Here is a 24,919-nt window from a genome sequence, read left to right as displayed (position 1 = left end):
AAACGTGACTCCTCAAGGCGCGGCAATCGAAACAAGAAAGTATATAAAAAACTGCCAGCCTGGGGAAGACTGGCAGGCCAGGAGGGAATCGAACCCCCAACCTGCGGTTTTGGAGACCGCTGCTCTGCCAATTGAGCTACTGGCCTGTACTCGATGCTGACTACCCTTTGCGAGCAGCCCTGCAACAGCGGGCGCAATGATAGCGAAGCCAATCTCGAATGGCAACCCCCGCCCGACACTCATCCGCCAAACAAGCATTGACGGAGAAAGAAAAAGCGAGCCAAGGCTCGCTTTCTCGATATGGAGCTCATGGACGGATTTGAACCGTCGACCTCACCCTTACCAAGGGTGTGCTCTACCCCTGAGCTACATGAGCGCACTTCCTGACGCCAGCAACCATCACGCACTGACATCATATACTGGAGCGGGCAGCGGGGATCGAACCCGCATCATCAGCTTGGAAGGCTGAGGTTCTACCATTGAACTATGCCCGCTAAGGACACGGCCCGTAAAACTCACCAGGCCCGCATGCCCGCTTGCCAACCAAAAGCTGCATTACAGCATCTGGCCTGAAATCTGGTGGTGGGGGAAGGATTCGAACCTTCGAAGCTTTCGCGGCAGATTTACAGTCTGCTCCCTTTGGCCACTCGGGAACCCCACCAACTGGCGAAGCATTTTAACTTCCTGCCTCGCAAAGTCAAGTGATTGTTTTCCAAAAAAACTGTCTTCAAAAGACATCGGATCAATCACAGACATTCCTTACAAAACCGGCCACTTTCCGCAATCGGCCTGCTTCGGAACGCGGCGTATTGTGTCAAAGCAACATGGAGAACGCAAGACCTGCGCGGATTTTTTCCAATGCCACCGGTTTTGGAGGCACTGGAGCCCCAGCCATGCGTCCCGCACGCTCCGCAGCCGTCAGCGGGAAGCATGCTTCCAGCCCGGCATAGACCATATCTGGCCATATTGCATGCGGCACGCGAATCCCCCTGGAAACCACACGGGCATCACCACCGGTCACCAACATCGGCAAGGCGACCCCCTCCCGGTCACAGACTTCGCTGTAGATGCGATTGACTGCACTTACCGCTGCCATGTAAATGCCATGGTTGACAGCCTCGACGGTCCGCCGCCCCGGCGCCAACAACTCATCGGCCTCACTGTCGGGATCTATCGCCACATTTCGCGTACCCAACTTGAGGCTTTCCTTCATTAGCCTCAAGCCTGGCAGGATATATCCCCCCAGATGACGCCCTCCGGGAAGTACGAAGTCTATAGTTATCGCGCTGCCGCAATCGACGGTACAGGACCCACCTGCCAGTTGATAACCCGCCAGGGCTCCCATCCAACGGTCAACTCCCAGCCGCTCCGGCTCGACGTAACCATTGGTCACGCCCAGCGCTTCGCGACTGGAGCGCGCCACATGAACAGCACGCACCCGGTCCTTGAGCAACTGCTCAGTCTGAGCCAGCACCGAGCGTCGAGCGACACTCGATATGCGCACGGTGTCGACGATATCAAGGTCGGGAATATCGGCGCCAGGCCGCCACTCCTCCCGGGTCCAGACGGCACCTCGAGAACGTATCTCGCTACTGGCCGAATCCTTCAGTCGCCATTTCGACAGCGTATTGCCAATATCAAGATCGAGAATCATGGGCGACCACGTACACTGATCTCACCCCCCACGAGGCACTCATCACCACCTTCACCACGCACCCAAAGGTTACCGCTGTCATCAACGTCTCCTGCTATCATGATGTCGCGACGTGTACCGCGAATCACTTCCACTTCACACCCGGCGAAGGCATGCAACTGATTCCATGCTTGCTGCCAGGCTGCAAAACGCTGTTCCTCAAAACCTGCCAGCATGGCCAACAGGCCGTCCAGCAGCTCGGCTGCCAGACGATTGCGCGACAACCCCTTTGCCTGATCATGTACACAAGCCACTGGCTGGTCGATAGAGGCCCGGAAGTCATCCGGTAGATCCACGTTGATCCCCATGCCCAGCACCACCTCGCAGGGCCCGGCGGCATCACCACTGATCTCGACCAGGATTCCAGCCAGCTTGCCATATCTTGCGGGCTTGTCATCAGCGGCGCTGTCATTGTGCAACAGCACATCATTGGGCCATTTCAGAGCCGGGTGCAAGCCATGGCCCTCCAGTATCTGCGCCAATACAACGCCTATCGCCAGGCTCAGGCCCTCGAGTGCCGCTACGCCGGCTTCGAAGCGCCAGCCGATTGAGCACATCAATGTACGGCCCCAGGGAGTGGTCCACACGCGTCCACGCCGCCCACGTCCAGCACTCTGCTGCTCGACCAGACAAACCTCACCATGCCCGGCGCCCTGACGAAACCGCTCACGCAGGAACTCATTACTTGAGGGCAAGGTATCCTCGACGAACAAGCGCGCCAGAAGATGGCGCGCTCCTGGACCGAGAGCCGATACGATACTCGGACCATCAAGCAGCTCCAACGGTTGTGACAGTCGGTAGCCCTGCCCCTTGACGGCCTCCATGGCAATGCCGAGGTCCTCGAGTTTGCGCAGCTGCTTCCATACTGCTGCGCGCGATACACCCAACTTCTCGCCCAGTTGCTGGCCGGAATGAAACTCGCCGTCACTGAGCAGGCGTATCAGCTCACCAATGGTCATGACTTATGCCCCAATGCGGGAAAAGCGCATAGTCTATCGAAAGTCACCAGACGCCGGAAATTCATGAGGCATTTTAATGTTGTCCATGATGCTATCGCGAATGCCTTTCCAATATTCATGAAGCCACTAGCCAAGCGCCTGAATGCGGGATGCGACCGCTTTGAGCATCATCCAGCAATGGTTTACTCCGCCCTGCACTGGCCTCACAGCACAGCAACCAAAACGGGCCTCCACGCAAGCGGAAGCCCGTTGGAACACCGCCCGGCGGGTACTCTACCTGGCAGTGGAAAGCTCTCCCGACGATGCCAGTTCAAGCGGATCAGCCGGCTCATCGACAGCGAAGATGCCACCACTCAAGCGGCGCACTCTCTTCATGAACAGCGCAATGCACAACGAGGTACCGAGAGCGGCTACGACCAAGCTCACCGACATCGGCTGACCAAGCCCCATATTCGGCTCCCAGATGATATAGGTGAAGGTCGCCATGGTCATGAAGGTCGCCGGCAGCGAGGTAATCAGATGTGGCTTGCGCGACAGAACCAGATACATCGTCGCCACCCACAGGGCAATCACCGCGGTAGTCTGGTTGGCCCAGGAAAAGTAACGCCACAGCAGCGTGAAGTCGATCTGGGTTAGTGCTGCCGAGACCACGAACAGTGGCGCGGCAATCAGCAGACGCCTGACCAACGGCCGCTGATCGACCTTCAGGTAGTCGGCGATGATCATACGTGCGCTGCGGAAGGCGGTATCACCGGAGGTGATCGGCAACACGATAACCCCCAGCACCGCCAAAGTGCCGCCAACGGCCCCCAACATGGTCACGGAAACCTCGCTGACCACCGCCGCGGGGCCACCCGCTGCGAGCACCGTCGCCAGACTCTGCTCACCATGAAACAGGCTCATTGCCGCTGCCGCCCAGATCATGGCGATCACGCCCTCGGTAATCATCATGCCGTAGAATATCTTGCGACCGTTGGATTCGTTCTCGGTGGTACGCGAGATGATCGGTGTCTGAGTGGCATGGAAGCCAGACAGAGCGCCACAGGAAATAGTCAGGAACAACAGCGGGAAGATCGGCGCACCTTCGGGATGCAGGTTCTCGAGAGTCAGCTCGGGGATCGGCGCGCCGGTTACCACCAGACCAATGCCGATACCGGCTGCACTGAACAGCAGCAATGCACCGAAGTACGGATAGATACGGCCGATGATCTTGTCGATCGGCAATAATGTCGCCACCAGGTAATAGGCGAAGATCAAACCAATGATCAACGCAAGGTTCAGCGAAGTCATGTTCGCCAGCAACGTCGCTGGCGAAGTGACAAACACCGTCCCTACCAGCAGCAACAGCAGTATGGCGAAGCCGTTGACCACATGCTTCATGACCTTGCCGAGGAATTTTCCGGCCAGCTGCGGTAAGTGGGCGCCATGGTTGCGAATGGAGATCATCCCCGTCAGATAGTCGTGCACGGCGCCGGCAAAAATACAGCCCAACACAATCCAGATAAAGGCGACAGGACCATAAAGCGCACCAAGAATGGGGCCGAAAATGGGGCCGACACCAGCGATGTTGAGCAGCTGGATCAGAGAGTTTCGCGTAGTATTCATCGGCAGATAATCGATATCATCACGCATGCTGAACGCCGGTGTACGACGCTTGCGATCGGTGACAAAGACTCTTTCGACGAACCTTCCGTACGTGAAGTAACCCGCTATCAGCAGCAGGATCGAACCAATGAACGTAATCATTCAGGACACCTGTGGAAGAGCCCGAGCGCTGCACCAGCGCCCCGCGAAAACACCCCGAGTCACGAGTGACCCGGCCGGCAATGTACCGGCAATCTACTTAGGGTGCTAACACACCACATCTATACTTTAGTTGTAGTCAATCGAGAGACTGCCACGGGCTCGCCCACATCACTGTCACTCAAGCACCGACAGGCGTTCGATGGCACTTCTTGAGGCCGGCCACAGCACACTGCCATGGTCCTCACCTGGATAAACTTCCAACGTCGTGTCCAGCGACCGGCAACCGGACTGCAACAGATGCCCGAGGTCGATGGTGTTATCGACCATCGCTCGTCGTTGACGCAAGATATCTCGCTCCGGCTCACGGTCTGCAGGTCCTGGCGACTGCTCCTCTCCCCCAACACCCAATAGTAGACGACGTTCCGACAAGTCACTGCACCAACGGGAGTCTGCCGCACCATCGCGTAGTTGTGTCATCAGTTCGCCATCCTGCCACCATAGTGATGGACTGATGGCGATATAGTCGCGAAAGCACTGCGGGCACTGACGCATGACATACAGCGTGAACAGACCGCCAAAGGAATGCCCGAACAGCGCCTGACGGGAAGCATCAACAGGATAGCGTCCAGCAATCAGCGGCTTGAGACGCCGTTCGATAAAAGCGAGAAATCCAGCTGCCCCTCCCTCGGCCGAAGCATCACGGTCAACTGAGCCATGAGCGGGAAGGAAATCTTCGGCACGGCGCTTGATATCAAAGCGCTCGACACCCGGGTAGCCGATTCCCACGATCAACAACGGGCTGCCTCCCCCCTCAGGCCCCTGACGCGTCAGAGTCTCACGCGCCTCACGCAGCAATGGCATGCGGGCATTGCCATCCAGCACATACACCACCCGGTAGCCCTGCTCGGGCGCCGGCTGAGCCGGCTGCGCCACCTCGATCCAGTAATCCTCCCCCATCCGCTCGCCGGGAACAGCAAAAGCCTCACTACGGGGCAGTTGCACTGGAGTACTCTCGACTTCGCGGTCAGGCGAAGCTATCACCTGACCGCTCACAGGCATCATTGCCATCAATAACATCCCTGTTGCCAGCGCCAGTACGCGTTGTCGATCAGAAGGCATAACGCACTGTCGCCATGGCGCTGACTGGCTGTCCCGGGAAGTTGAAGGAGCCGGCCCCGCCGACGCGCATGTAGTAGTCGCGGTCGAAGATGTTGTACAGATTGAGCTGTCCGCTCAGCTGCTGGGTGAAGTCATAGCCCAGCATGGCATCGAAGACGGCATAGCCCGGCGCCCTGATGTCATCACCCGTCGAACTGAAGTCACTGACCGCGGTCATACCTCCGCCGATGTGCAGACCATCCAGTGCCCCGCCTTCAAAGGAATACTTGCTCCACAGGTTGACCATATTTTCCGGCATCAGCAGGAAGATCCCATCACTGCGCCCGGAGGCATGCTTGATCTCGGTATCCAGGTAGGTGTAACCGAAGATCAGATCCCACTGCGGTGCGATGCTACCGACAACCTCCAGCTCAGCACCGGTGATCTTAACCTCGCCACTGTCAACGAAGTAGGAGGCTCCGGGATCGGAGGAGGCAACCGCACGATGGCTATCGGTCAGCTGGAAGGCGCTGATCCGTGTATTGAGGTCACCATCCATATAGCGCCCCTTGATACCCACCTCATACTGGTCACCTTCACGCGGATCGATCAGGTCACCATTAGCATCGGCACTGGTTTGAGGCTTGAATACCTTCGAGTAGCTGGCATACAGCGAGTGATCCCAATCCAGGTCATAGACAACCCCCGCATAGGGTGTCACAGCGGTATCGCTACCAGATGTCACCGCACCCACTGCCCGATCGTTGTAGCGGACATCGAAATGACTGATTCTCGTACCGCCGATCAATGCCAGGCGCTCGACAGGACGCAGAGTCACCTTGCCGTAAGCGCCAGTTTCCTCGAGTTGGGTACGGTAATCGCTGTAACTGTACCCCGGAAGCCCCATCTCGGCACGGCCGAGAATATCCACATAGCTGAGGTCATTGAGCTCATCACGACTGATGCTGGAAGCCGTTAGACTTCGCGCACGCCCCTGCTGGATAGCGGTATCATAGTCCTTGTAATCGACTCCCACTACGAACTCATTGGCGTTGCCAAAGGCATCGAAAGTCTGGGTATAGCTGGCATCCAGCGCCAATGCTTGCTCATCGACGGCGCTGCCGTAGCCCGCCGCACTCAACCTGCCCTCATCATCCACAGCACTGCCACCGAAGGCATAGTTCATATCAGCATTGCGATCACTGTAACGTGCCGCCAGGCGGCCATAGCCGCCATTGACAAAGCGCTGGGTCAACTCGGCGATAACATCATGGGATTCACTGTCGAAATCATTCCAGTCGGCGCCATAAAAATCCGAGCGATGGCCGTACAACAGACTACCGTCGGCAGCCGTGGGCTGGCCATTGTTGACGACAATGTCACGCGAGTTATAGATATAGCCCAGCGACAACTCCGTAGTCTCCGATAGATCGATATCCAGCGCAGCGTAGAGGTCCGACTGTTGATTCTCATTGTCATCAACCCACTCAGGCTGCTGAGTCTGCTCCGCCACCAGCCGACCACGCACACGCCCCTGGCTGTCCAGCGGACCAGAGACATCAACCCCAGCACGATAATCATGCTCAGTGCCGACACTGCCGGTGAGCTCACCCTGGAAGTGGTGTGCAGGGCGTTTGCGTACCAGGTTGACGATACCGCCCATCTCGCTGGTGCTGTTGAAAAGGCCCGAGGGACCCCGCATGATCTCGACTCGATCGAAGGCGGCCAACGAAGGCAGTGAACCATTGATACTGGCCATTGGTGCCGGCAAGCCATCAATGCTGTAGGCATCGTATTCGTAGCCACGTGCAAAGATAGAGGAGCGCCCACTGTCGTTGCTCAGCACACGCACACCCGGCGTGTGCTGAGCCAACTGGTCCAGAGTGGTGAAGTTCTGGTCATCAATGGCCTCACGGGTCACCACACTGACCGATTGCGGAATATCACGCAGGGCTGCCGGGACCTTGGTTCCCACTGTAGCCGCATCAACTGAATAGCCACCGGTCACCTCACTGGGCAGCATGTCATAGAGCCGGACCCCGACAACCCTTTCTGTGCCCAGATCCACAGCGGTCGTCGACTGCTCCTGTGCTGCCACACCGACTGACAATGCCAACGTGCCACTGGCGCAGAGAGATTGCAGCGCCCGCCCTCTTCTCCTGTTCATGATGCCCTTGCCCCTGCCAAAAGATGTTAATGATAATGCGTTGCATTTATTCTGACTGGCGGGCATTGTTACACTTCGCAACCGGCATTTCCTTTGCCGTTGGACCGGCAACATTTGTAGATGCGGCAGAAATGCGGCCATCACTCAGGACAGAAGCAAGTGGGAGTCTTCAATCAAACCCCTCTAGTCGGCCCCAATGACATTCGTTCGCTGGCCAGGGTGCTCACCCTCGATCACCGCATGAGGACTGCCGATCGGCCACTCGACCAACCTCCTCTGCTGGGTGATATGTATCAGCATGAAGTACAGCCAGGGCTCTTTCTGCGTATAAATCGGATCCGCGACCGAGTAGGGCTGCATAGTGAAGCCGTCGTATCACCGGGCCTGAAGGTGGCAGTGGTATGGAAAGGAGAAGCCCGTATCAGCTTCGGGTCTCAGCCATTGGTTCTGGGGCGCAATCATCGTTTTCCCGCCATGGTAGCTGCACTGGACCAACCTATTACCTTTCAGCGCCATGGCATCAAGGGTGGCATCGAGCACAGCGTAATACTGACAGCCACACCCGCCTGGCTGCAGCGTCGCTTCGATCACGGTTCAGCAACAAGACTACTGAATCGCACAGCGGGTACCGAGCTCTCATCGCAATCATCTTTCCCATTCCAGATCGAACAATGGCAACCGTCCCCGGATCTTGCCCACAAGCTGGAGACGTTGGATATTTCATCCACAGCTTCTCCCGTACGATTACTGAAACTTGAAGCCATCGCCCTTGATCTCATCAGGGAGTCGTTGATCGCCCTCGACTCTCCGATAGCACACAGCGAATCATCCCGGCATGACTGGCAATATCTTCTGGAGTGTCTGATAAACAGCGGCGAGGCCGGTCGCCTGAGCCAACCACAACTGGCCCAGCGCCTGGGCATGAGCCTGAGACAACTACAGCGTCGTTATCGCCAACAGTTCCAGGTGCCACTGGGTGAGCATCTGCGTCGGCGGAAGCTCCAGTGCGCCTACGACGCCCTCTCCCATGACAGCACCAGCGTCGAGAATGCCGCCGCCATCGCGGGTTACAGTAGCGCTACCAACTTTGCTACCGCTTTCAAGAAAGTCTATGGGATCACGCCCAGCACCTGCCGGAGGGCGAAGGGAAAGCTTTAGAGGCAAGAGGCAAGACGGAAGAAGGAAGAAGGAAGAATTGGTGTGCCCCTGAAAAAGTAGACACCTCGGTTTAGGCCGCCAACTCGTAGTCCCTGGGGGTTAATCCGCCCAGGGTCTCGTGAGCGCGGACTCCATCGTAGTACTCTTCAATGTAGTATTTCACCGCCTTCTTCATTTCCTCACGCGTCACCAGCCCCAGATGATGCAGCCACTCCCGCTTCATCAGAGAAAAGAAACTCTCTGCACAGGCGTTGTCCCAACAGTTCCCTCGCCGAGACATGCTGATCGTAAAGCCGGCCCCATTCAGTGTTTTCAGCACGTCCTCACTGCGATACTGAGCTCCCTGATCTGAGTGGAACAGGCTGTCTCCCTCAGTGATCGACCGCCAGCTCAGCGCCTCCACTACAGCTTCTTTCACCAGGGTGGCATCCACCTGAGGGCTGCAGGCATGACCGACCACGCGACGCGAGTACAGGTCCATGACCGTAGCAATGTAGAGCCAGCCTTCCTGACACCGAACCTGAGTGATGTCCGATACCCAGACACGGTCAGGCTCGTCGACACAGAAGCCTCTGTTGAGCAGATTGGGGCGTACCGGGATACCGGGCTTTGGTTTGCGCCAACCAGGGCGAGGAGCTGTCACAGAGCGATATCCCATGCGCTGAAGCAGTCGTTGGACTCGGTTCTGGCTGCAGATGAAGCCTGACTGCACTGCGGAATACCAGAGCTTGCGGTAGCCGGGAATCCCATGCTGCTGCTCAGCTTCCTGATGCAGAAACATCGACAGTGCTTGATTGGCCTGGCAGCGCTTCGATGGCGTCCTGGACGCCCAGCGATAGAAGCCGGATCGAGACACTCCGAGTACTTTGCACATCATGGCGACCGGATATTGATCACCATGAAAACGCTGGATGAAGCGGAACCTTACTTCATGCCCTTGGCAAAGTACTCTTCGGCCTTTTTTAGGATCTCTACCTCCAGCTCCTTGCGTGCCAACTGCTTGCGGAGCTGGCGGTTCTCGCGTTCGAGGTCAGCCAGGCTCTTCGAGGCTCCCCGGTTGGGCAGTGGCTTCTGATCCTTCTCATGAGTCGACACGTGCTCTCTCCTCCACCGTTCAAGGACACTGGTAGGTACGTCGAACCTGGCAGCAATGACCGCTTGGGAATCCGCCGATTCCAGAGAGCACTGAACCACATGCTGCTTGAATTCAGGCGTATACCGACGACGTGTACGTAGAAGCATGACACCTCTCCTCATCCTGTAAAGGGAGGTGTCTACAAAATCGGGGGCATAGCAGAATTATCGTCAAACCTGGTGCATGACGATCAGGCGGCACGCGCTCCCATGCATGCGAAAAACCCCGATCATCTCTCGATAATCGGCTGAACTTCGAGAGAGCTCTGAATAAATGCCTGACGCCTCTGCACTCACTACCGTGAGCTTGAGCCGGTGCACGGGACGCCGCTTCGCGGCTGTGCATCCCGTGCCCGTTCGCACCTGGCAAGATATATCTTGCCCGGGCGGTGCGAACCCTACTCTCACATGACAAGGAAAGGTCATCATCAGGCATAAAAAAATCCCCCGGATGCATCGCATCCGAGGGACTTTTTCTGAATAAATGCCTGACGATGACCTACTCTCACATGGGGAGACCCCACACTACCATCGGCGCTGAGCGGTTTCACTACTGAGTTCGGCAAGGGATCAGGTGGTTCACACTCGCTATGGTCGTCAGGCGAAAAGGGTGTAGATCATGCTGAACTGATACGTCTCGTCGTATCCGTCAATGTCCTGTCGTGCGTCATCGACCAAAACCACTTGGGTGTTATATGGTCAAGCCTCACGGACCATTAGTACCGGTTAGCTCAACGCCTTGCAGCGCTTCCACACCCGGCCTATCAACCAGCTGGTCTTGCTGGGTCCTTCAGGAGGCTCAAGGCCTCAGGGAGATCTCATCTTGAAGGGGGCTTCCCGCTTAGATGCTTTCAGCGGTTATCCCGTCCGTACATAGCTACCCGGCGATGCCACTGGCGTGACAACCGGAACACCAGAGGTACGTCCACTCCGGTCCTCTCGTACTAGGAGCAGCACTTCTCAAATCTCCAACGCCCACGGCAGATAGGGACCGAACTGTCTCACGACGTTCTAAACCCAGCTCGCGTACCACTTTAAATGGCGAACAGCCATACCCTTGGGACCGACTTCAGCCCCAGGATGTGATGAGCCGACATCGAGGTGCCAAACACCGCCGTCGATGTGAACTCTTGGGCGGTATCAGCCTGTTATCCCCGGAGTACCTTTTATCCGTTGAGCGATGGCCCTTCCATACAGAACCACCGGATCACTAGAACCTACTTTCGTACCTGCTCGACGTGTCTGTCTCGCAGTCAAGCACCCTTATGCTCTTGCACTCAATGCACGATTTCCAACCGTGCTGAGGGTACCTTCGTGCTCCTCCGTTACTCTTTGGGAGGAGACCGCCCCAGTCAAACTACCCACCACACACGGTCCTCGAACCGGATAACGGTCCTGAGTTAGAACGCCAATGATGCCAGGCTGGTATTTCAAGGTTGGCTCCACCCCATCTAGCGACAGGGTTTCAAAGCCTCCCAGCTATCCTACACAGGCAACATCAGCGTCCAGTGTGAAGCTGTAGTAAAGGTTCACGGGGTCTTTCCGTCTAGCCGCGGGTACACAGCATCTTCACTGCGATTTCAATTTCACTGAGTCTCGGGTGGAGACAGCGTGGCCATCATTACGCCATTCGTGCAGGTCGGAACTTACCCGACAAGGAATTTCGCTACCTTAGGACCGTTATAGTTACGGCCGCCGTTTACCGGGGCTTCGATCAGGAGCTTCGGCGAACCTAACACCATCACTTAACCTTCCGGCACCGGGCAGGCGTCACACCCTATACGTCCGCTTGCGCGTTTGCAGAGTGCTGTGTTTTTAATAAACAGTTGCAGCCACCTGGTATCTTCGACCGCTTCGGGCTCCGGAAGCAAGTTCCTTCACCCTGATGCGGCGTGCCTTCTCCCGAAGTTACGGCACCATTTTGCCTAGTTCCTTCACCCGAGTTCTCTCAAGCGCCTTGGTATTCTCTACCTGACCACCTGTGTCGGTTTGGGGTACGGTCCCACAGTATCTGAAGCTTAGAGGCTTTTCCTGGAAGCGTGGCATCGATGACTTCCTGACCGTAGTCAGTTCGTCTCGCTTCTCGGCCTTCTCCATGAAGAGAGTGATCCGGATTTACCTGAATCACTGGCCTACAAGCTTTCACCAGGACAACCAACGCCTGGCTCACCTAGCCTTCTTCGTCCCCCCATCGCAATACTGTGAGGTACGGGAATATTGACCCGTTTCCCATCGACTACGCCTTTCGGCCTCGCCTTAGGGGCCGACTCACTCTGCTCCGATTAGCGTCGAACAGAAACCCTTGGTCTTCCGGCGGGGGAGTTTTTCACTCCCCTTGTCGTTACTCATGTCAGCATTCGCACTCGTGATACCTCCAGCAGACTTCTCAATCCACCTTCATCGGCTTACACGACGCTCCTCTACCGCTCGCCATTCGGCGAACCCGTAGCTTCGGCACCTGGTTTGAGCCCCGTTACATCTTCCGCGCAGGCCGACTCGACTAGTGAGCTATTACGCTTTCTTTAAAGGATGGCTGCTTCTAAGCCAACCTCCTAGCTGTCTAAGCCTTCCCACATCGTTTCCCACTTAACCAGGATTTCGGGGCCTTAGCTGACGGTCTGGGTTGTTTCCCTTTTCACAACGGACGTTAGCACCCGCTGTGTGTCTCCCACGCTTGCACTCACCGGTATTCGGAGTTTGCCTCGGGTTGGTAAGTCGGGATGACCCCCTAGCCGAAACAGTGCTCTACCCCCGGCGGTGATACGTGAGGCGCTACCTAAATAGCTTTCGAGGAGAACCAGCTATCTCCGGGCTTGATTAGCCTTTCACTCCGATCCACAAGTCATCCAAATCTTTTTCAACAGATCCTGGTTCGGTCCTCCAGTTGATGTTACTCAACCTTCAACCTGCTCATGGATAGATCGCCCGGTTTCGGGTCTATTTCCAGCGACTGGTCGCCCAGTTAAGACTCGGTTTCCCTACGCCTCCCCTATACGGTTAAGCTCGCCACTGAAAATAAGTCGCTGACCCATTATACAAAAGGTACGCGGTCACAGAACGAGTCTGCTCCCACTGCTTGTACGCATACGGTTTCAGGATCTATTTCACTCCCCTCTCCGGGGTTCTTTTCGCCTTTCCCTCACGGTACTGGTTCACTATCGGTCAGTCAGGAGTATTTAGCCTTGGAGGATGGTCCCCCCATGTTCAGTCAAGGTTTCACGTGCCTCGACCTACTCGATTTCACAACACTCGGGTTTCGGTTACGGGGCTATCACCCACTATGGCCAGACTTCCCAGTCTGTTCACCTACCGGTCGTGTTGCTTAAGGGCTGGTCCCCGGTCGCTCGCCGCTACTGGGGGAATCTCGGTTGATTTCTTTTCCTCGGGGTACTTAGATGTTTCAGTTCCCCCGGTTCGCCTCCCAACACCTATGTATTCAGTGTGGGATACCCAACTTGTGTTGGGTGGGTTTCCCCATTCAGAAATGTCCGGGTCACAGGTTGTTTGCCACCTCGCCGAACCTTATCGCAGGCTTCCACGTCTTTCATCGCCTCTGACTGCCTAGGCATCCACCGTATGCGCTTCATCGCTTGACCATATAACCCCAAGGGGTCTGTCAATCGATGATGCACGACAATTGCCGGATACGCTTGAGACGTATCACTTGCCCTTTTCCGAAGAAAAGGGACTTGTCAGCATGATCTACATTGTTAAAGAGCAATAGAGCCGAAACTCTAAGCGGTAGGCTTTACACAAAGCACACGACTTAGAATTCACTACAATGACTGTTGATCAGGTAATCGTACTGAAGACAAGGCGCTTCATGACGAAGTGTAGTTGTCTACACGAGTCATCAAGCAACGCAGTATTCAGTAGGATTTGGTGGAGCCTAGCGGGATCGAACCGCTGACCTCAACACTGCCAGTGTTGCGCTCTCCCAGCTGAGCTAAGGCCCCATTTCAAGAAGACAGAAACAAGAGTGAAGAAAAACACTTTTCACTCTAGCTTTTCAAAACTTCTTTCTTGATTTGCTGAATCAAGGCAGTTTGAACAAACCTTACGCCCTCACCGCTTTCCTTTCACCCCAGGGGGGGGGGCGCTCCAACCAACTGAGCGGAAAGTGGTGGGTCTGGGCAGATTTGAACTGCCGACCTCACCCTTATCAGGGGTGCGCTCTAACCAACTGAGCTACAGACCCATGAGTCGCTGGGCCATACCCAAACAGTCATTGCTCTATCTTGATCAGGTAATTCATTGTGAGCACTTACCGACAGTCAGCGACTTGTCGATTAAGGAGGTGATCCAGCCGCAGGTTCCCCTACGGCTACCTTGTTACGACTTCACCCCAGTCATGAACCACACCGTGGTGATCGCTCCCCCGAAGGTTAAGCTAACCACTTCTGGTGCAGTCCACTCCCATGGTGTGACGGGCGGTGTGTACAAGGCCCGGGAACGTATTCACCGTGACATTCTGATTCACGATTACTAGCGATTCCGACTTCACGGAGTCGAGTTGCAGACTCCGATCCGGACTGAGACCGGCTTTTCGGGATTAGCTCCACCTCGCGGCTTCGCAACCCTTTGTACCGGCCATTGTAGCACGTGTGTAGCCCTACCCGTAAGGGCCATGATGACTTGACGTCGTCCCCACCTTCCTCCGGTTTGTCACCGGCAGTCTCCCTAGAGTTCCCGACCGAATCGCTGGCAAATAGGGACAAGGGTTGCGCTCGTTACGGGACTTAACCCAACATTTCACAACACGAGCTGACGACAGCCATGCAGCACCTGTCTGAGAGTTCCCGAAGGCACCAATCCATCTCTGGAAAGTTCTCTCGATGTCAAGGGTAGGTAAGGTTCTTCGCGTTGCATCGAATTAAACCACATGCTCCACCGCTTGTGCGGGCCCCCGTCAATTCATTTGAGTTTTAACCTTGCGGCCGTACTCCCCAGGCGGTCGACTTATCGCGTTAACTGCGCCACAAAGCTCTCAAGGAGCCCAACGGCTAGTCGACATCGTTTACGGCGTGGACTACCAGGGTATCTAATCCTGTTTGCTACCCACGCTTTCGCACCTCAGTGTCAGTGTCAGTCCAGAAGGCCGCCTTCGCCACTGGTATTCCTCCCGATCTCTACGCATTTCACCGCTACACCGGGAATTCTACCTTCCTCTCCTGCACTCTAGCCTGACAGTTCCGGATGCCGTTCCCAGGTTGAGCCCGGGGCTTTCACAACCGGCTTATCAAGCCACCTACGCGCGCTTTACGCCCAGTAATTCCGATTAACGCTCGCACCCTCCGTATTACCGCGGCTGCTGGCACGGAGTTAGCCGGTGCTTCTTCTGTGAGTGATGTCTTTCCTCCAGAGTATTAATCCAGAGGCGTTCTTCCTCACTGAAAGTGCTTTACAACCCGAAAGCCTTCTTCACACACGCGGCATGGCTGGATCAGGCTTTCGCCCATTGTCCAATATTCCCCACTGCTGCCTCCCGTAGGAGTTCGGGCCGTGTCTCAGTCCCGATGTGGCTGATCATCCTCTCAGACCAGCTACGGATCGTCGCCTTGGTAGGCCATTACCCCACCAACAAGCTAATCCGACATAGGCTCATCCGATAGCGCAAGGTCCGAAGATCCCCTGCTTTCTCCCGTAGGACGTATGCGGTATTAGCCTGAGTTTCCCCAGGTTATCCCCCACTATCGGGCAGATTCCTATGCATTACTCACCCGTCCGCCGCTCGACGCCTGGAAGCAAGCTTCCATCGTTTCCGCTCGACTTGCATGTGTTAGGCCTGCCGCCAGCGTTCAATCTGAGCCATGATCAAACTCTTCAGTTGAAAAATCTGATAGTGCATTGGCTGCACCAAACCTGGCTCAAGGTTCAAACGTTCTCAAAAAGATCCTAAGACCTTTGACGAGTCGCTTGCCTTGATATTTCAGTGACTACATCACTGACTCATCGGCAAGCGCCCACATGAATTACCTGATCAATTTTTTAAAGAGCGGCTCCGGACTCTCGAAGAGTGGAGCGTCTCGCTGTCTTGCGACTTACTTCGCTGACCTTGAAGACCGAAGCGAAGTGCCCTGCGAGGAAGGCGTATTCTACAGAACCGGTGGATTTCGTCAACCTCTTTTTTCCGTTCGATCCTGATGCCCACTGGACAACCAGGCCTCGAACCCGAGGTGCGATCCGTGATCGCTCGATGTGACTGAGTGATCCCGATTCGATGGAGGCGCATTCTACCGAATCCGGTGAGAATGTCAAGCAGCGATTTTCAAAAAGTCTTTTCAAATCAGCTACTTCTACCCCTCTTCACCGCTTGCGACGTTTGCTCGTCGCCAGCAGCGGATGCGTACTTTACGGATTTGCACCGAGGTCTGCAAGCGGATTCTGTAAAAAAATTTCAGAGGATGCGGAAGGCCGCGAACGACACGATGCCAACCCCGCAGCACCGTGCCGTCTGACATGTTATCCAGGCGCGTCCCACCCTCTGTCGCGGGGTTGCTTACCGCTTACGACTTACAGCTAGCGGCTCAGGGCTACAATACCCACAGCCATCAGGAGCTCGAGACCGACCTGGCCCGGAATGGTCCCGGCTGACTGACTCGATCCAACAGGTCGAGAACCGAGTGGTAGGTAATTCCTGCATGCTGCGATAGACCGATCTCGCAGGTACGAGAGTTGGAGACGCCGAAGGCACAACCAGATACCTGAGATGCCAATCCACTCAGCGCAGATGCGTTCAACTCAGGGACACGCAGCCCCTTGTCACCTGCGAAGCCACAACAACTGATCCCCTCAGGCTCGACAACATCACGGGCACAAGCTCGCACCAGTTCAATAAAACGATCGTGCAATCCCTTGCGATGGGCTGAGCAGGTGACATGTACGGCGACCCGCTCATCCAATGGAGCAAGCGTGAGTCGATCAAGCAGGTAATCGTGAGCAAACGCTACCGGGTCTCGCACTTCAAGGCGCTCATCAAGGTGCTCAACAATCTGCAAGCTACAGGGACTGGTGTCGAACAAGACCGGCAACTGACCATTGCGACTGGCAATCAGCAGCTCTCGATTCAGTTCGCGCGCCTTGTGAATCGCCTCGTTACCCATTCCCTTCGACGAGAACGCCATGCCACAACACAGGTGGCCTGACATTTCCGGTATAACCACGTCATAGCCAGCCTTGTCGAGCAGTCGCAGCACCACATCCATGACGGCCCGCGAGTCGGTATCGCGCTTGTCAGCGCCGAACACACGAGTGGCACATGATGGAAAATACACCACTTGATCACGCTGCCCCGTGTTCCCTGTCTTCCTGTGAAGAATACGGATCGGCGCAGCCGCAGGTATGGCGGGCGTCCACTGAGGTATCTGGTTACTGCTGGTAGTGTGCAACCAGCGACTGGCACCGGTCATCGCCTTGTCGCCCACCACACTCCGGCCAGCGCTCAACAAGCGTAACCCCGTGCGCGCCACTCTAGTGGCACCGGAAAAGTGGTGACCAATGCGTCGTGCCATTGGCGCCCAGCGCTGATGCTGTTGCTGTCTCATTGCCAAAATCAGCTCACCGGTATTGATGTCAACCGGACAGCGAGTCCCACACATCCCATCGGCAGCACAGGTCTGCTCAATAGCATACTCGGCATCACTACCAGCAAACGCCGCCAACCATTGTCGTTCCGATTCACTGGGTGACTCCAGAGCATCAAGTCGAGCCCGTTCGCGTGCCAGCACGATGCGCTGACGCGGTGTCAGCGTAAGATCCCGAGAGGGGCACACCACCTCGCAGAAGCCACACTCTATGCAACGATCGACGAGCTCATGTGCAGCCGGCAATGGTTTGAGGTTTTCCAGATGCAGCGTGGGGTTGCGGCTCAACATCACGTCGGGATTGAAAAGATGCCGGGGATCGAACAGTGCCTTTATCTGCCACATCAACTCATAGGCATCGCTACCCCACTCCAGCTCAACATAAGGTGCCATGTTCCGGCCAGTACCATGCTCAGCCTTCAGCGACCCACCAAATTCGACAGCAACCAGCCTGGCAACATCGTCCATCAGCGCCTGATAACGCTCCACCTCCCCCGGTCGCTCGAAGCCCTGCGGGAAGACGAAGTGCAGGTTTCCTTCCAACGCATGGCCAAACAAAATGGCATCGGTGTAACCGTGACGCTGAAAGGCTTCGCTCAGTGCAGCTACTCCTTCTTCAAGGCGCTCGATGGGAAAAGCGACATCCTCGATCACCACCGTGGTACCAATATCACGCACCGCCCCCACTGCCGGAAACAGCCCCTTGCGAACCTTCCAGTACATTTCATAGGTCGCGGCACAATCGGTGAAGGTAATTGGCTCGAGAGTGGTGATGCCCTCCAGCGCCTGCCCTATTGCCGAAATGGACTCCTGCAATATTTCGGCATCAACTCCGCGCACATCCACCAGTAACGCAGTGGCTCCATCCGGCAGTCCACGCAGACTCTCCGGCATGCCTGGCGCCCGCTCTACCGAGCGCAGTGCGGCACGGTCGATCATTTCCACTGCGGCCACCGGAGCGGAGCGCAGGGCCATGGTCGCCCGACAGGCACTTCCGAGATCAGGGAAGAAGATCAGCGCTGCAGTCTTGCACGGAGGTTCCGGAACACTGTGATAGGTGATACTGGTGAAACACCCCAGCGTACCTTCTGAACCAATCATCAGGTGCATCAGGATGTCGATACCATCACGGAAATCGACAAGGCTGTTGAGCGCATATCCCGTGGTGTTCTTGAGGCGGTATTTGTGGCGAATACGCCGAGCAAGTTCGACGTCAGTGCGCGCATTCGATGCCAGCCGCTCCAACCCATCCAGCAAGGCCGCGTGGCTTTCTCTAAAAGCCATCACGCTTTGCGGGTCAGCGGTATCCAATATTGTCCCATCCAGCAATATCACGCGCATGGCCGCCAACGTGTGGTAGCTGTTCTGCGCCGTACCACAGCACATGCCGGAAGCATTGTTGGCGGCAATACCGCCGACCATGCAGCTGTTGATGGAAGCCGGATCAGGGCCGATCTTGCGACCGAAGGGAGCCAGCAACTGATTGGCCCGAGCCCCGACAACACCAGGATCCAGCCGGATGCGTGCACCATCATCCAGAACTTCAGCATCGCGCCAGCCTCGGCTGAGTTGAACCAGTACGCCATCTGTCACCGCCTGGCCCGACAATGACGTACCCGCCGCCCGAAAGGTCATCGGCCAACTACCATCACGACACACCTCAATCACCGCCAGCAGCTCCGCTTCATTCTCGGGGCGAACCACCAGTCCCGGAACCAGGCGGTAGAAACTGGCGTCGGTACCATAGGCAAGCCGAAGCAAGGGATCACGCACCAGCCTCTGCGGCATGATTCGCTGTTCCAACTGCTCGACCAGTTCCTCGATCGAAATCCGTGGTTCGGAGGTAGTGATTGCGGTCATGCTCAAGCCCCTTGATGTCCACCTGACTGGATACCCCAAAACGACAACGCCACTCCGAAGAGTGGCGCTGGAGCGAAACGCTGGTAGATCAGCCTCTCACGTCAAGCTGCACCAGACCACTACCGCCATCATAACCAGTCACCGTGATGGTATAGGTGCCTGGAGACAGAGTGGTCTCGATCAGCGCTCCAAGATGGGTGCTGCCACCATCATCGTCCTCATGGCGAACACCCTCGCCTTCCAACTGCAGAAGTGTATCGACCGTGGACGATTGACTCTCGACGCTGATGGTGCGCTGTTCATCAAGTACCAACTGATAGATCAAGGCACCGCCGGCGGTCAACTGACCATGGATGCTGTCACCAATATGGACGTCACCTTCGGACTGGATCTCACCGGCAAACGGCTCGGCTGCCAGGCTCAGGGAAAACATTCCAGTTCCGCTGTAACTGGAGGCACCGACTTCATAGGTGCCCGGTTCAAGCACTGCTTGAATCTGCGAGTCAGTGCCATTCCCGAAATCGTCATTACTCAGACTGGTGTCATCACCGTTGAGCTCGAGGTAGGTGTCGAATGCTGGCGATGCCATGTCCAACGTCACCATCGAAACCTCATCAATAGTGAACTCATAGGTGTTGTAGCCCGACGAAGCCAGGTTGCCCTGCACTGGCTGCCCCACCTGTAGCTCACCACTATTGAGCAACTCACCATCAAAAGGCATGACATTGGTGCTGAGCTCATACATTCCGCCAGACATGCCACTACTGTAGCTGGCCGCCTCGATCTGATACTCACCCGGCTCAAGGGTTGCCGTCAGTTTCGAGTTGGTCGAGCCGTCACCTGCCCCATCATCATCGCTCAGCGACACACCATTGCCTTCCAGATAGAGCATTGTGTCGAAAGCATCGGAGGAAAGGTTAACCTCGACATTCGCCGGTTGATCCAGCTTCAAGGTATAGACGTTGCCGGCTGAGTCGCTCATGCCCTGCACTGTCGCCCCCGACTCCAACTCACCGTTATTCTGCAACTCACCATCGAAGGGGGTAGTCGAGAGCTGCAGAGAATAGCTGCCAGACGCGCCAGCATAGCCAGAGATTTCCACAGTGTATTCACCCGGCATAAGCACACTTTCGATACGAGAGTCAGTGCCCATACCATCGTCATCCGAGTGCAGATTGGTCTGGTCACCGTAGACATCCAATACCGCATCAAACGCCGAAGAACGCAACGCCAGATCAATCCGAGTCGGTTCCTCGATAGTCATGGTGTAACGGTTGGCACTGGTCGCTGAGTTTTCCGGGGTAGCCGAGGCTCCCAGCACTCCAGTGATCTGGTCGCCATTACGCAGCGGCCCGCTGTTACGCTCACCACTCGACAGGTCAGACGAGGCCATGTGCAGGCGATAACCATCACCAACGCTGACGACGTTATCGCGGCAATCGACATTGACCTCTTCTCGAGCAGGGCGCCCTGCCACCACACTCACTTCGTAGTCGCCCGGGTCGAGGAATGCTTCCAGCGTCTGCTGTGCATCGCCACAAAGCTTGCCAGTCTCGGCAACCTCGGCACCTGTCAGGCTGAGCTTGGCATCACGCACTCCTGTCAGGGTCAGCGTAACGCGACGCGACTCATCGACACTGAAGGTATAGCTGTTGATCTCTTCTCCGAGATGACCAGCCACGGTCTGGTCGTCGGCCAGTTCCGTACCGGCATCACCAGGTATCGGTTCAAGTTTATAAGGGCCGAACTCGGCCATATCCTTGCCACTAACCACCACCAGCGAACACTCTTCCACCGGTGCCACCAGCAATTCGGCGGGAAGCTCCTCGGTGGACTCGGCACCTCCCAGCCAATCGCCGGACTTGTCAAATACAGTGACGGTGCCTTCAAAGGGCGAGTTCAGCCGATAGAGCGTACCCTCTGCTGCATTTCCGGCAGCAGGGCACAACCAATGCTGATCTCGGCGCGAACCATCCTTGAGGTTGATCTGACTGGACGAGCTCAACTCGCCTGTCAAAGGCTCGCCGACCGCCACTTCAGGCGCGTCGATATCGAACCCGCCTGTCGTCTTCTCTGTTTCGCTGTCCCCCTGGTCCTGGCACCCCACCAGCAGGGTTGTAGCCAGAACACCACCGACCAGTGCGACACGACGCACAGCCAATGCCAGCGGACGCACGAGTTGATGGGGTTGTCCTTTATTGATCACTGCGTTGTCTCCTTACAAGAGAGCACCCACTGCTGACGTCTTTATATGAACGATATATATAACTACCAGCAGCATAATATAGGCACAGCGGCTCCGTACCCATGTCGCCTATGCAGAAGCGCGCACCGCAAGCCTTCAACACCTGCTTGCGACCTTCGGCCGAGCTCTTTTCATGCACCTTATTCTCTACGCCATCATCCCACGATGACGAGTCGATGTCTCATGCCTTTCGGCAGGCCCTGGAAGGTAGGGAACACCGCCTCCAGAAATCAGATCAATGACGCAGTAGAATCACCAGCTCCCGTGGACCATGCACACCATAGGCGAGAGTCTGCTCGATATCGGCGGTTTTGCTGGGCCCGGAGATCAGCAAGGCATTGGTTGGCATTCCTTCTGCCCAGCCATGGCGAGACATGACATCAAACAGGGTGTCCTCGATACGGTCGGCATCCAGCACCGCAATATGCAGCGGCGGTACCAGACTCAGCAGGCGCGGTTCATCTGGAGTCGGCCACAGCCACAGGCTGCCTGTTTCAGCGATCGCCCCCAGCGTTGAGGTCAATCCGGCATCGACTCGCTCGAACATCTCGCGCTGCCAGTCTCCGATATCGCGATCAACATCAACGAGTTCGACACTATTTTCGCCAAGCCACTCCCGGGCCTCCCTCGCCACGTCGTTGGTACGCCCCAGTGCCAGGCGCTGAACGCCTTTGTCACTCAGTATCCCTACCAGTGCTTCCCGCCAGTTGTCCTTGCGGCAATGGATGATCTCGCCATGCACCGAACTGATCCAGCGCTCGAAATGCGCGACTCGCTCCTCCGCTGTCCATTGACGACCTGTCACCACCGAAAAATCGCTGAGCGGGGCAGGTTGAGGCGCACTACTACGCTCACGTAGACGCTGCAGAATATTGTCACGCGCACTCATGACTGATCCTCCTGACGACGCCGCTTGATCAATGTGTGCAATGACACCGCCGCCGGCTTTGGCGCACTACGGTACTCGGTCCATGGGCCAAGGTGTTCAGGCGCCAGTCCTCGCAGCTTGCCGATGATGCCCGTGGTACCACGCCAGGCGCTGGGGTGAGTTGCCAACCACTGCCAACTCTTCCAGGCTGCCACTTCACGGGTGGAACGCTTGACGCCGGCTCCCGGCACATTGCCCTCTCCCTCGCCAACGGCTTCGCGCCGCAACCGTACCAACAGGTCAGGAATCGGGATCTTGACCGGGCAAACCTCACCACAAGCACCACATAGACTTGAAGCAGTAGGCAGGTCCTGGGTCGCTTCAAGTCCCAGCAGGTGCGGCATCAAAATCGAACCAATCGGCCCAGGATAGGTGGTGCCATACGTATGGCCGCCGACTCGGGTGTAGACCGGGCAATGATTCATGCAGGCGCCACAGCGAATGCAACGCAGCGTATCGAGCAGCTCATCATCTTGATAAATTCGCGAACGGCCATTATCGACCAACACCAGATGAACCTCACGCGGCCCATCATGCTCACCGTCTCTGCGCGGAGAGCTGATCATGTTGAAATAGGTGGTCACATGCTGACCGGTTGCCGAGCGCGTCAATAACGCATAAAGCGGTGGGACATCCGCCAGATGCTCCACCACCTTCTCGATACCGGTGACAGCAACATGCACCGGAGGCACGGTGGTAGTCATGCGTCCATTGCCCTCGTTCTCGACCAGACACAGTGTGCCGGTTTCCGCGACCGCAAAGTTGACCCCTGACACCCCCACATCCGCCGCCATGAACCGCTCACGTAACTGGGCTCGTGCCGCGGCGGTCATGGTGTCGACATCCCGTGTCCGCTCGGTACCGGTACGCTCGTGCATGATGTCGGATATCTGATCCGTATTGAGATGAATCGCCGGCATGATGATATGAGATGGCGTCTGTTCGTTGAGCTGTACCAGGTATTCCCCCAGGTCGGACTCCAGCGCCTCGATCCCTGCCTTGTCGAGATGCGCATTGAGGTGCATTTCCTCGGAGACCATCGACTTGCCCTTGATCACCGAACGCGCCCCATGCTGCTGGCAGATATCGGTCACAATGCGGCAAGCCTGTTCACCATCTTCAGCCCAGTGCACCCGAATCCCATTGGCCTCACAGCGCTCCTCAAGCTGCTCCAACAGATCCGGCAGGCGTGACAAGGCACGCAGACGAATATTGGCGCCCAACTGACGAAGCTCCTCGAGCTGCCATTCAGCGAATGCATCCCGGCGCTTGACCATCAGTCCATCCATGGCCTTGCGGAAGTTGGCTCGAACCTGGGGATTACCCAACGCATCCTGCGCCTGACGGTGAAACTGCTGTGGAGTAAATATTTCGACCGGCTGGCTCATGAGGTTCTTCTCCACAGGTAGGAAGCAATATGCTCACCGGACACACCGCTATCGCGATGAGCCAGGCGCCCACCGATATTCATCAAGCAGCCACAGTCGGAGGTCACGAAGTGCTGGGCCCCCGCCGCTTCGATGGCCTGACTCTTGTCTTCGACCATAGCCGCCGAAACCTGAGGATGGCGCACGGCAAAGGTGCCACCGAAACCACAACACTCTGCGGCGCGTTCCTGCTCGACCACATCCACCTGCCCCAACTGCGCCAACAAGGCCGGCCCAGTATCGGCCAACCCCATTTCACGCCGAGCACTGCACGAGGTGTGCATAGCGACCTTCTCGGCAGCGCCCTTGTCCTCAAGCTTCAGCTGGCAGACATGGACCAGAAACTCCGTCAATTCATAGACCCGAGCGGCAACCGACTCGGCTCGGGCCTCATCTGCCGTGCCTGCGAACAATGACGGATAGTGCTTGCGCATCATGCCGCCACAGGAACCCGAGGGAACGATGATTGGCCAGTCTTCTGGAAACAGCCCCAACTGGGCCCGCGCCACAGCCCGCGCCTCATTGTGATATCCCGAGGTATAAGCAGGCTGACCGCAGCAGGTCTGGTCGTCCGGAAAGATCACCTCGATGCCCTCTCTCTCCAGCAATCGAACAGCGTCGAGACCCGCCTCGGGAAAGAACATATCGATCAGGCAGGTCCCGAAGAGATAAACCTTCTCCGGGGGCGATGGGTATAGCTTGACGGGGGTCATCAGCGAGTCCTCATTGGCGGCACGGCCCACTACTGTCGTTTTTATTGATACCGAGAGCTGGTATTGCACATCACCAGCATGTCAGCCTCATATTTACGGTAAATTGGTAATACCAATTTACCGTAGTGGTTCGAAGGCACCTTATGGCCCCATGGACTGCAGTGTCAAACTCTCACTCAGTGCAATAAGTCGAAATCATCTTGAACTT

General features: G+C 56.6%; 13 protein-coding genes, 6 tRNA genes and 3 rRNA genes. 1 reads left to right on the top strand and 21 read right to left on the bottom strand.

All coding sequences use genetic code 11. The features are described from left to right. Window positions 1-70 precede the first annotated feature (70 nt). The 9 genes from AR456_RS01625 to AR456_RS01585 all read right to left on the bottom strand — a co-directional run bounded on the left by AR456_RS01625 (window position 71) and on the right by AR456_RS01585 (window position 7,663). Window positions 71-146 (bottom strand) — tRNA-Trp (locus tag AR456_RS01625). Window positions 147-301: 155 nt separating this feature from the next. After that, window positions 302-376: transfer RNA gene (locus tag AR456_RS01620), tRNA-Thr, on the bottom strand. Window positions 377-420: 44 nt separating this feature from the next. Further along, window positions 421-494 (bottom strand) — tRNA-Gly (locus AR456_RS01615). Window positions 495-577: 83 nt separating this feature from the next. Continuing rightward, window positions 578-661, bottom strand: a tRNA-Tyr gene (locus tag AR456_RS01610). Window positions 662-814: 153 nt separating this feature from the next. Then, entirely contained in the window at window positions 815-1,654 is an 840-nt protein-coding gene (locus tag AR456_RS01605; protein ID WP_021819589.1) for a type III pantothenate kinase, read from the bottom strand. After that, window positions 1,651-2,652: a biotin--[acetyl-CoA-carboxylase] ligase gene (locus AR456_RS01600; protein WP_021819588.1), complete on the bottom strand. Its 1,002-nt coding sequence runs from the start codon at window positions 2,650-2,652 to the stop codon at window positions 1,651-1,653. The genes AR456_RS01605 and AR456_RS01600 overlap by 4 nt, the downstream gene beginning before the upstream one ends. Window positions 2,653-2,925: 273 nt before the next feature. Continuing rightward, complete coding sequence (locus AR456_RS01595; RefSeq protein ID WP_021819587.1) at window positions 2,926-4,398, bottom strand: carbon starvation CstA family protein; 1,473 nt, start codon at window positions 4,396-4,398, stop codon at window positions 2,926-2,928. A gap of 174 nt (window positions 4,399-4,572) precedes the next feature. Then, window positions 4,573-5,466, bottom strand: coding sequence for an alpha/beta hydrolase (locus AR456_RS01590; protein WP_021819586.1), 894 nt, complete (start codon window positions 5,464-5,466; stop codon window positions 4,573-4,575). A 40-nt stretch (window positions 5,467-5,506) separates the two neighbouring features. Further along, window positions 5,507-7,663 carry a TonB-dependent siderophore receptor gene (locus AR456_RS01585; RefSeq protein WP_035588736.1) on the bottom strand — a complete coding sequence of 719 codons (2,157 nt, stop codon included), beginning with the start codon at window positions 7,661-7,663 and terminating at the stop codon, window positions 5,507-5,509. Window positions 7,664-7,822: 159 nt separating this feature from the next. Here AR456_RS01585 and AR456_RS01580 point away from each other — a divergent pair, with 159 nt between their 5' ends. Continuing rightward, window positions 7,823-8,821 carry a helix-turn-helix transcriptional regulator gene (locus AR456_RS01580; protein WP_021819584.1) on the top strand — a complete coding sequence of 333 codons (999 nt, stop codon included), beginning with the start codon at window positions 7,823-7,825 and terminating at the stop codon, window positions 8,819-8,821. A 70-nt stretch (window positions 8,822-8,891) separates the two neighbouring features. Here AR456_RS01580 and AR456_RS01575 read toward each other — a convergent pair whose 3' ends face one another. The 12 genes from AR456_RS01575 to AR456_RS01520 form a co-directional block, all read right to left on the bottom strand. Further along, window positions 8,892-9,734, bottom strand: a complete 843-nt coding sequence (locus AR456_RS01575) for an IS3 family transposase (RefSeq protein WP_236995560.1) — start codon at window positions 9,732-9,734, stop codon at window positions 8,892-8,894. 11 nt (window positions 9,735-9,745) lie between these two features. Further along, window positions 9,746-10,063 carry a transposase gene (locus AR456_RS20775; protein WP_021818783.1) on the bottom strand — a complete coding sequence of 106 codons (318 nt, stop codon included), beginning with the start codon at window positions 10,061-10,063 and terminating at the stop codon, window positions 9,746-9,748. Between the two features lie 378 nt (window positions 10,064-10,441). Further along, window positions 10,442-10,557 (bottom strand): 5S ribosomal RNA (gene rrf, locus AR456_RS01565). A gap of 93 nt (window positions 10,558-10,650) precedes the next feature. Then, window positions 10,651-13,551, bottom strand: a 23S ribosomal RNA gene (locus tag AR456_RS01560). Window positions 13,552-13,835: 284 nt separating this feature from the next. After that, a tRNA-Ala gene (locus AR456_RS01555) sits at window positions 13,836-13,911 on the bottom strand. Between the two features lie 165 nt (window positions 13,912-14,076). Next, window positions 14,077-14,153: transfer RNA gene (locus AR456_RS01550), tRNA-Ile, on the bottom strand. A 92-nt stretch (window positions 14,154-14,245) separates the two neighbouring features. Next, window positions 14,246-15,785: ribosomal RNA gene (locus AR456_RS01545) — 16S ribosomal RNA — on the bottom strand. Together the 16S, 23S and 5S rRNA genes with 2 tRNA genes alongside form the textbook arrangement of a ribosomal RNA operon. Before the next feature lie 721 nt (window positions 15,786-16,506). Further along, complete coding sequence (locus AR456_RS01540; protein WP_021819034.1) at window positions 16,507-19,398, bottom strand: FAD-binding and (Fe-S)-binding domain-containing protein; 2,892 nt, start codon at window positions 19,396-19,398, stop codon at window positions 16,507-16,509. A gap of 88 nt (window positions 19,399-19,486) precedes the next feature. Further along, window positions 19,487-21,604 carry a hypothetical protein gene (locus AR456_RS01535; protein WP_021819035.1) on the bottom strand — a complete coding sequence of 706 codons (2,118 nt, stop codon included), beginning with the start codon at window positions 21,602-21,604 and terminating at the stop codon, window positions 19,487-19,489. 274 nt (window positions 21,605-21,878) lie between these two features. Further along, on the bottom strand, window positions 21,879-22,532 hold the full coding sequence (locus tag AR456_RS01530) for a LutC/YkgG family protein (RefSeq protein WP_021819036.1): 654 nt from the start codon (window positions 22,530-22,532) through the stop codon (window positions 21,879-21,881). After that, window positions 22,529-23,959: a LutB/LldF family L-lactate oxidation iron-sulfur protein gene (locus tag AR456_RS01525; RefSeq protein ID WP_021819037.1), complete on the bottom strand. Its 1,431-nt coding sequence runs from the start codon at window positions 23,957-23,959 to the stop codon at window positions 22,529-22,531. The genes AR456_RS01530 and AR456_RS01525 overlap by 4 nt, the downstream gene beginning before the upstream one ends. Continuing rightward, window positions 23,956-24,711, bottom strand: coding sequence for a (Fe-S)-binding protein (locus AR456_RS01520; protein WP_021819038.1), 756 nt, complete (start codon window positions 24,709-24,711; stop codon window positions 23,956-23,958). The genes AR456_RS01525 and AR456_RS01520 overlap by 4 nt, the downstream gene beginning before the upstream one ends. Window positions 24,712-24,919 lie beyond the last annotated feature (208 nt).

This window comes from Halomonas huangheensis (assembly GCF_001431725.1).
In the GTDB taxonomy this organism is placed as follows: Bacteria; Pseudomonadota; Gammaproteobacteria; order Pseudomonadales; family Halomonadaceae; genus Halomonas; species Halomonas huangheensis.
Note: the sequence above shows the minus strand (reverse complement) of the source record. Positions and strands in the feature narration are given on the sequence as shown.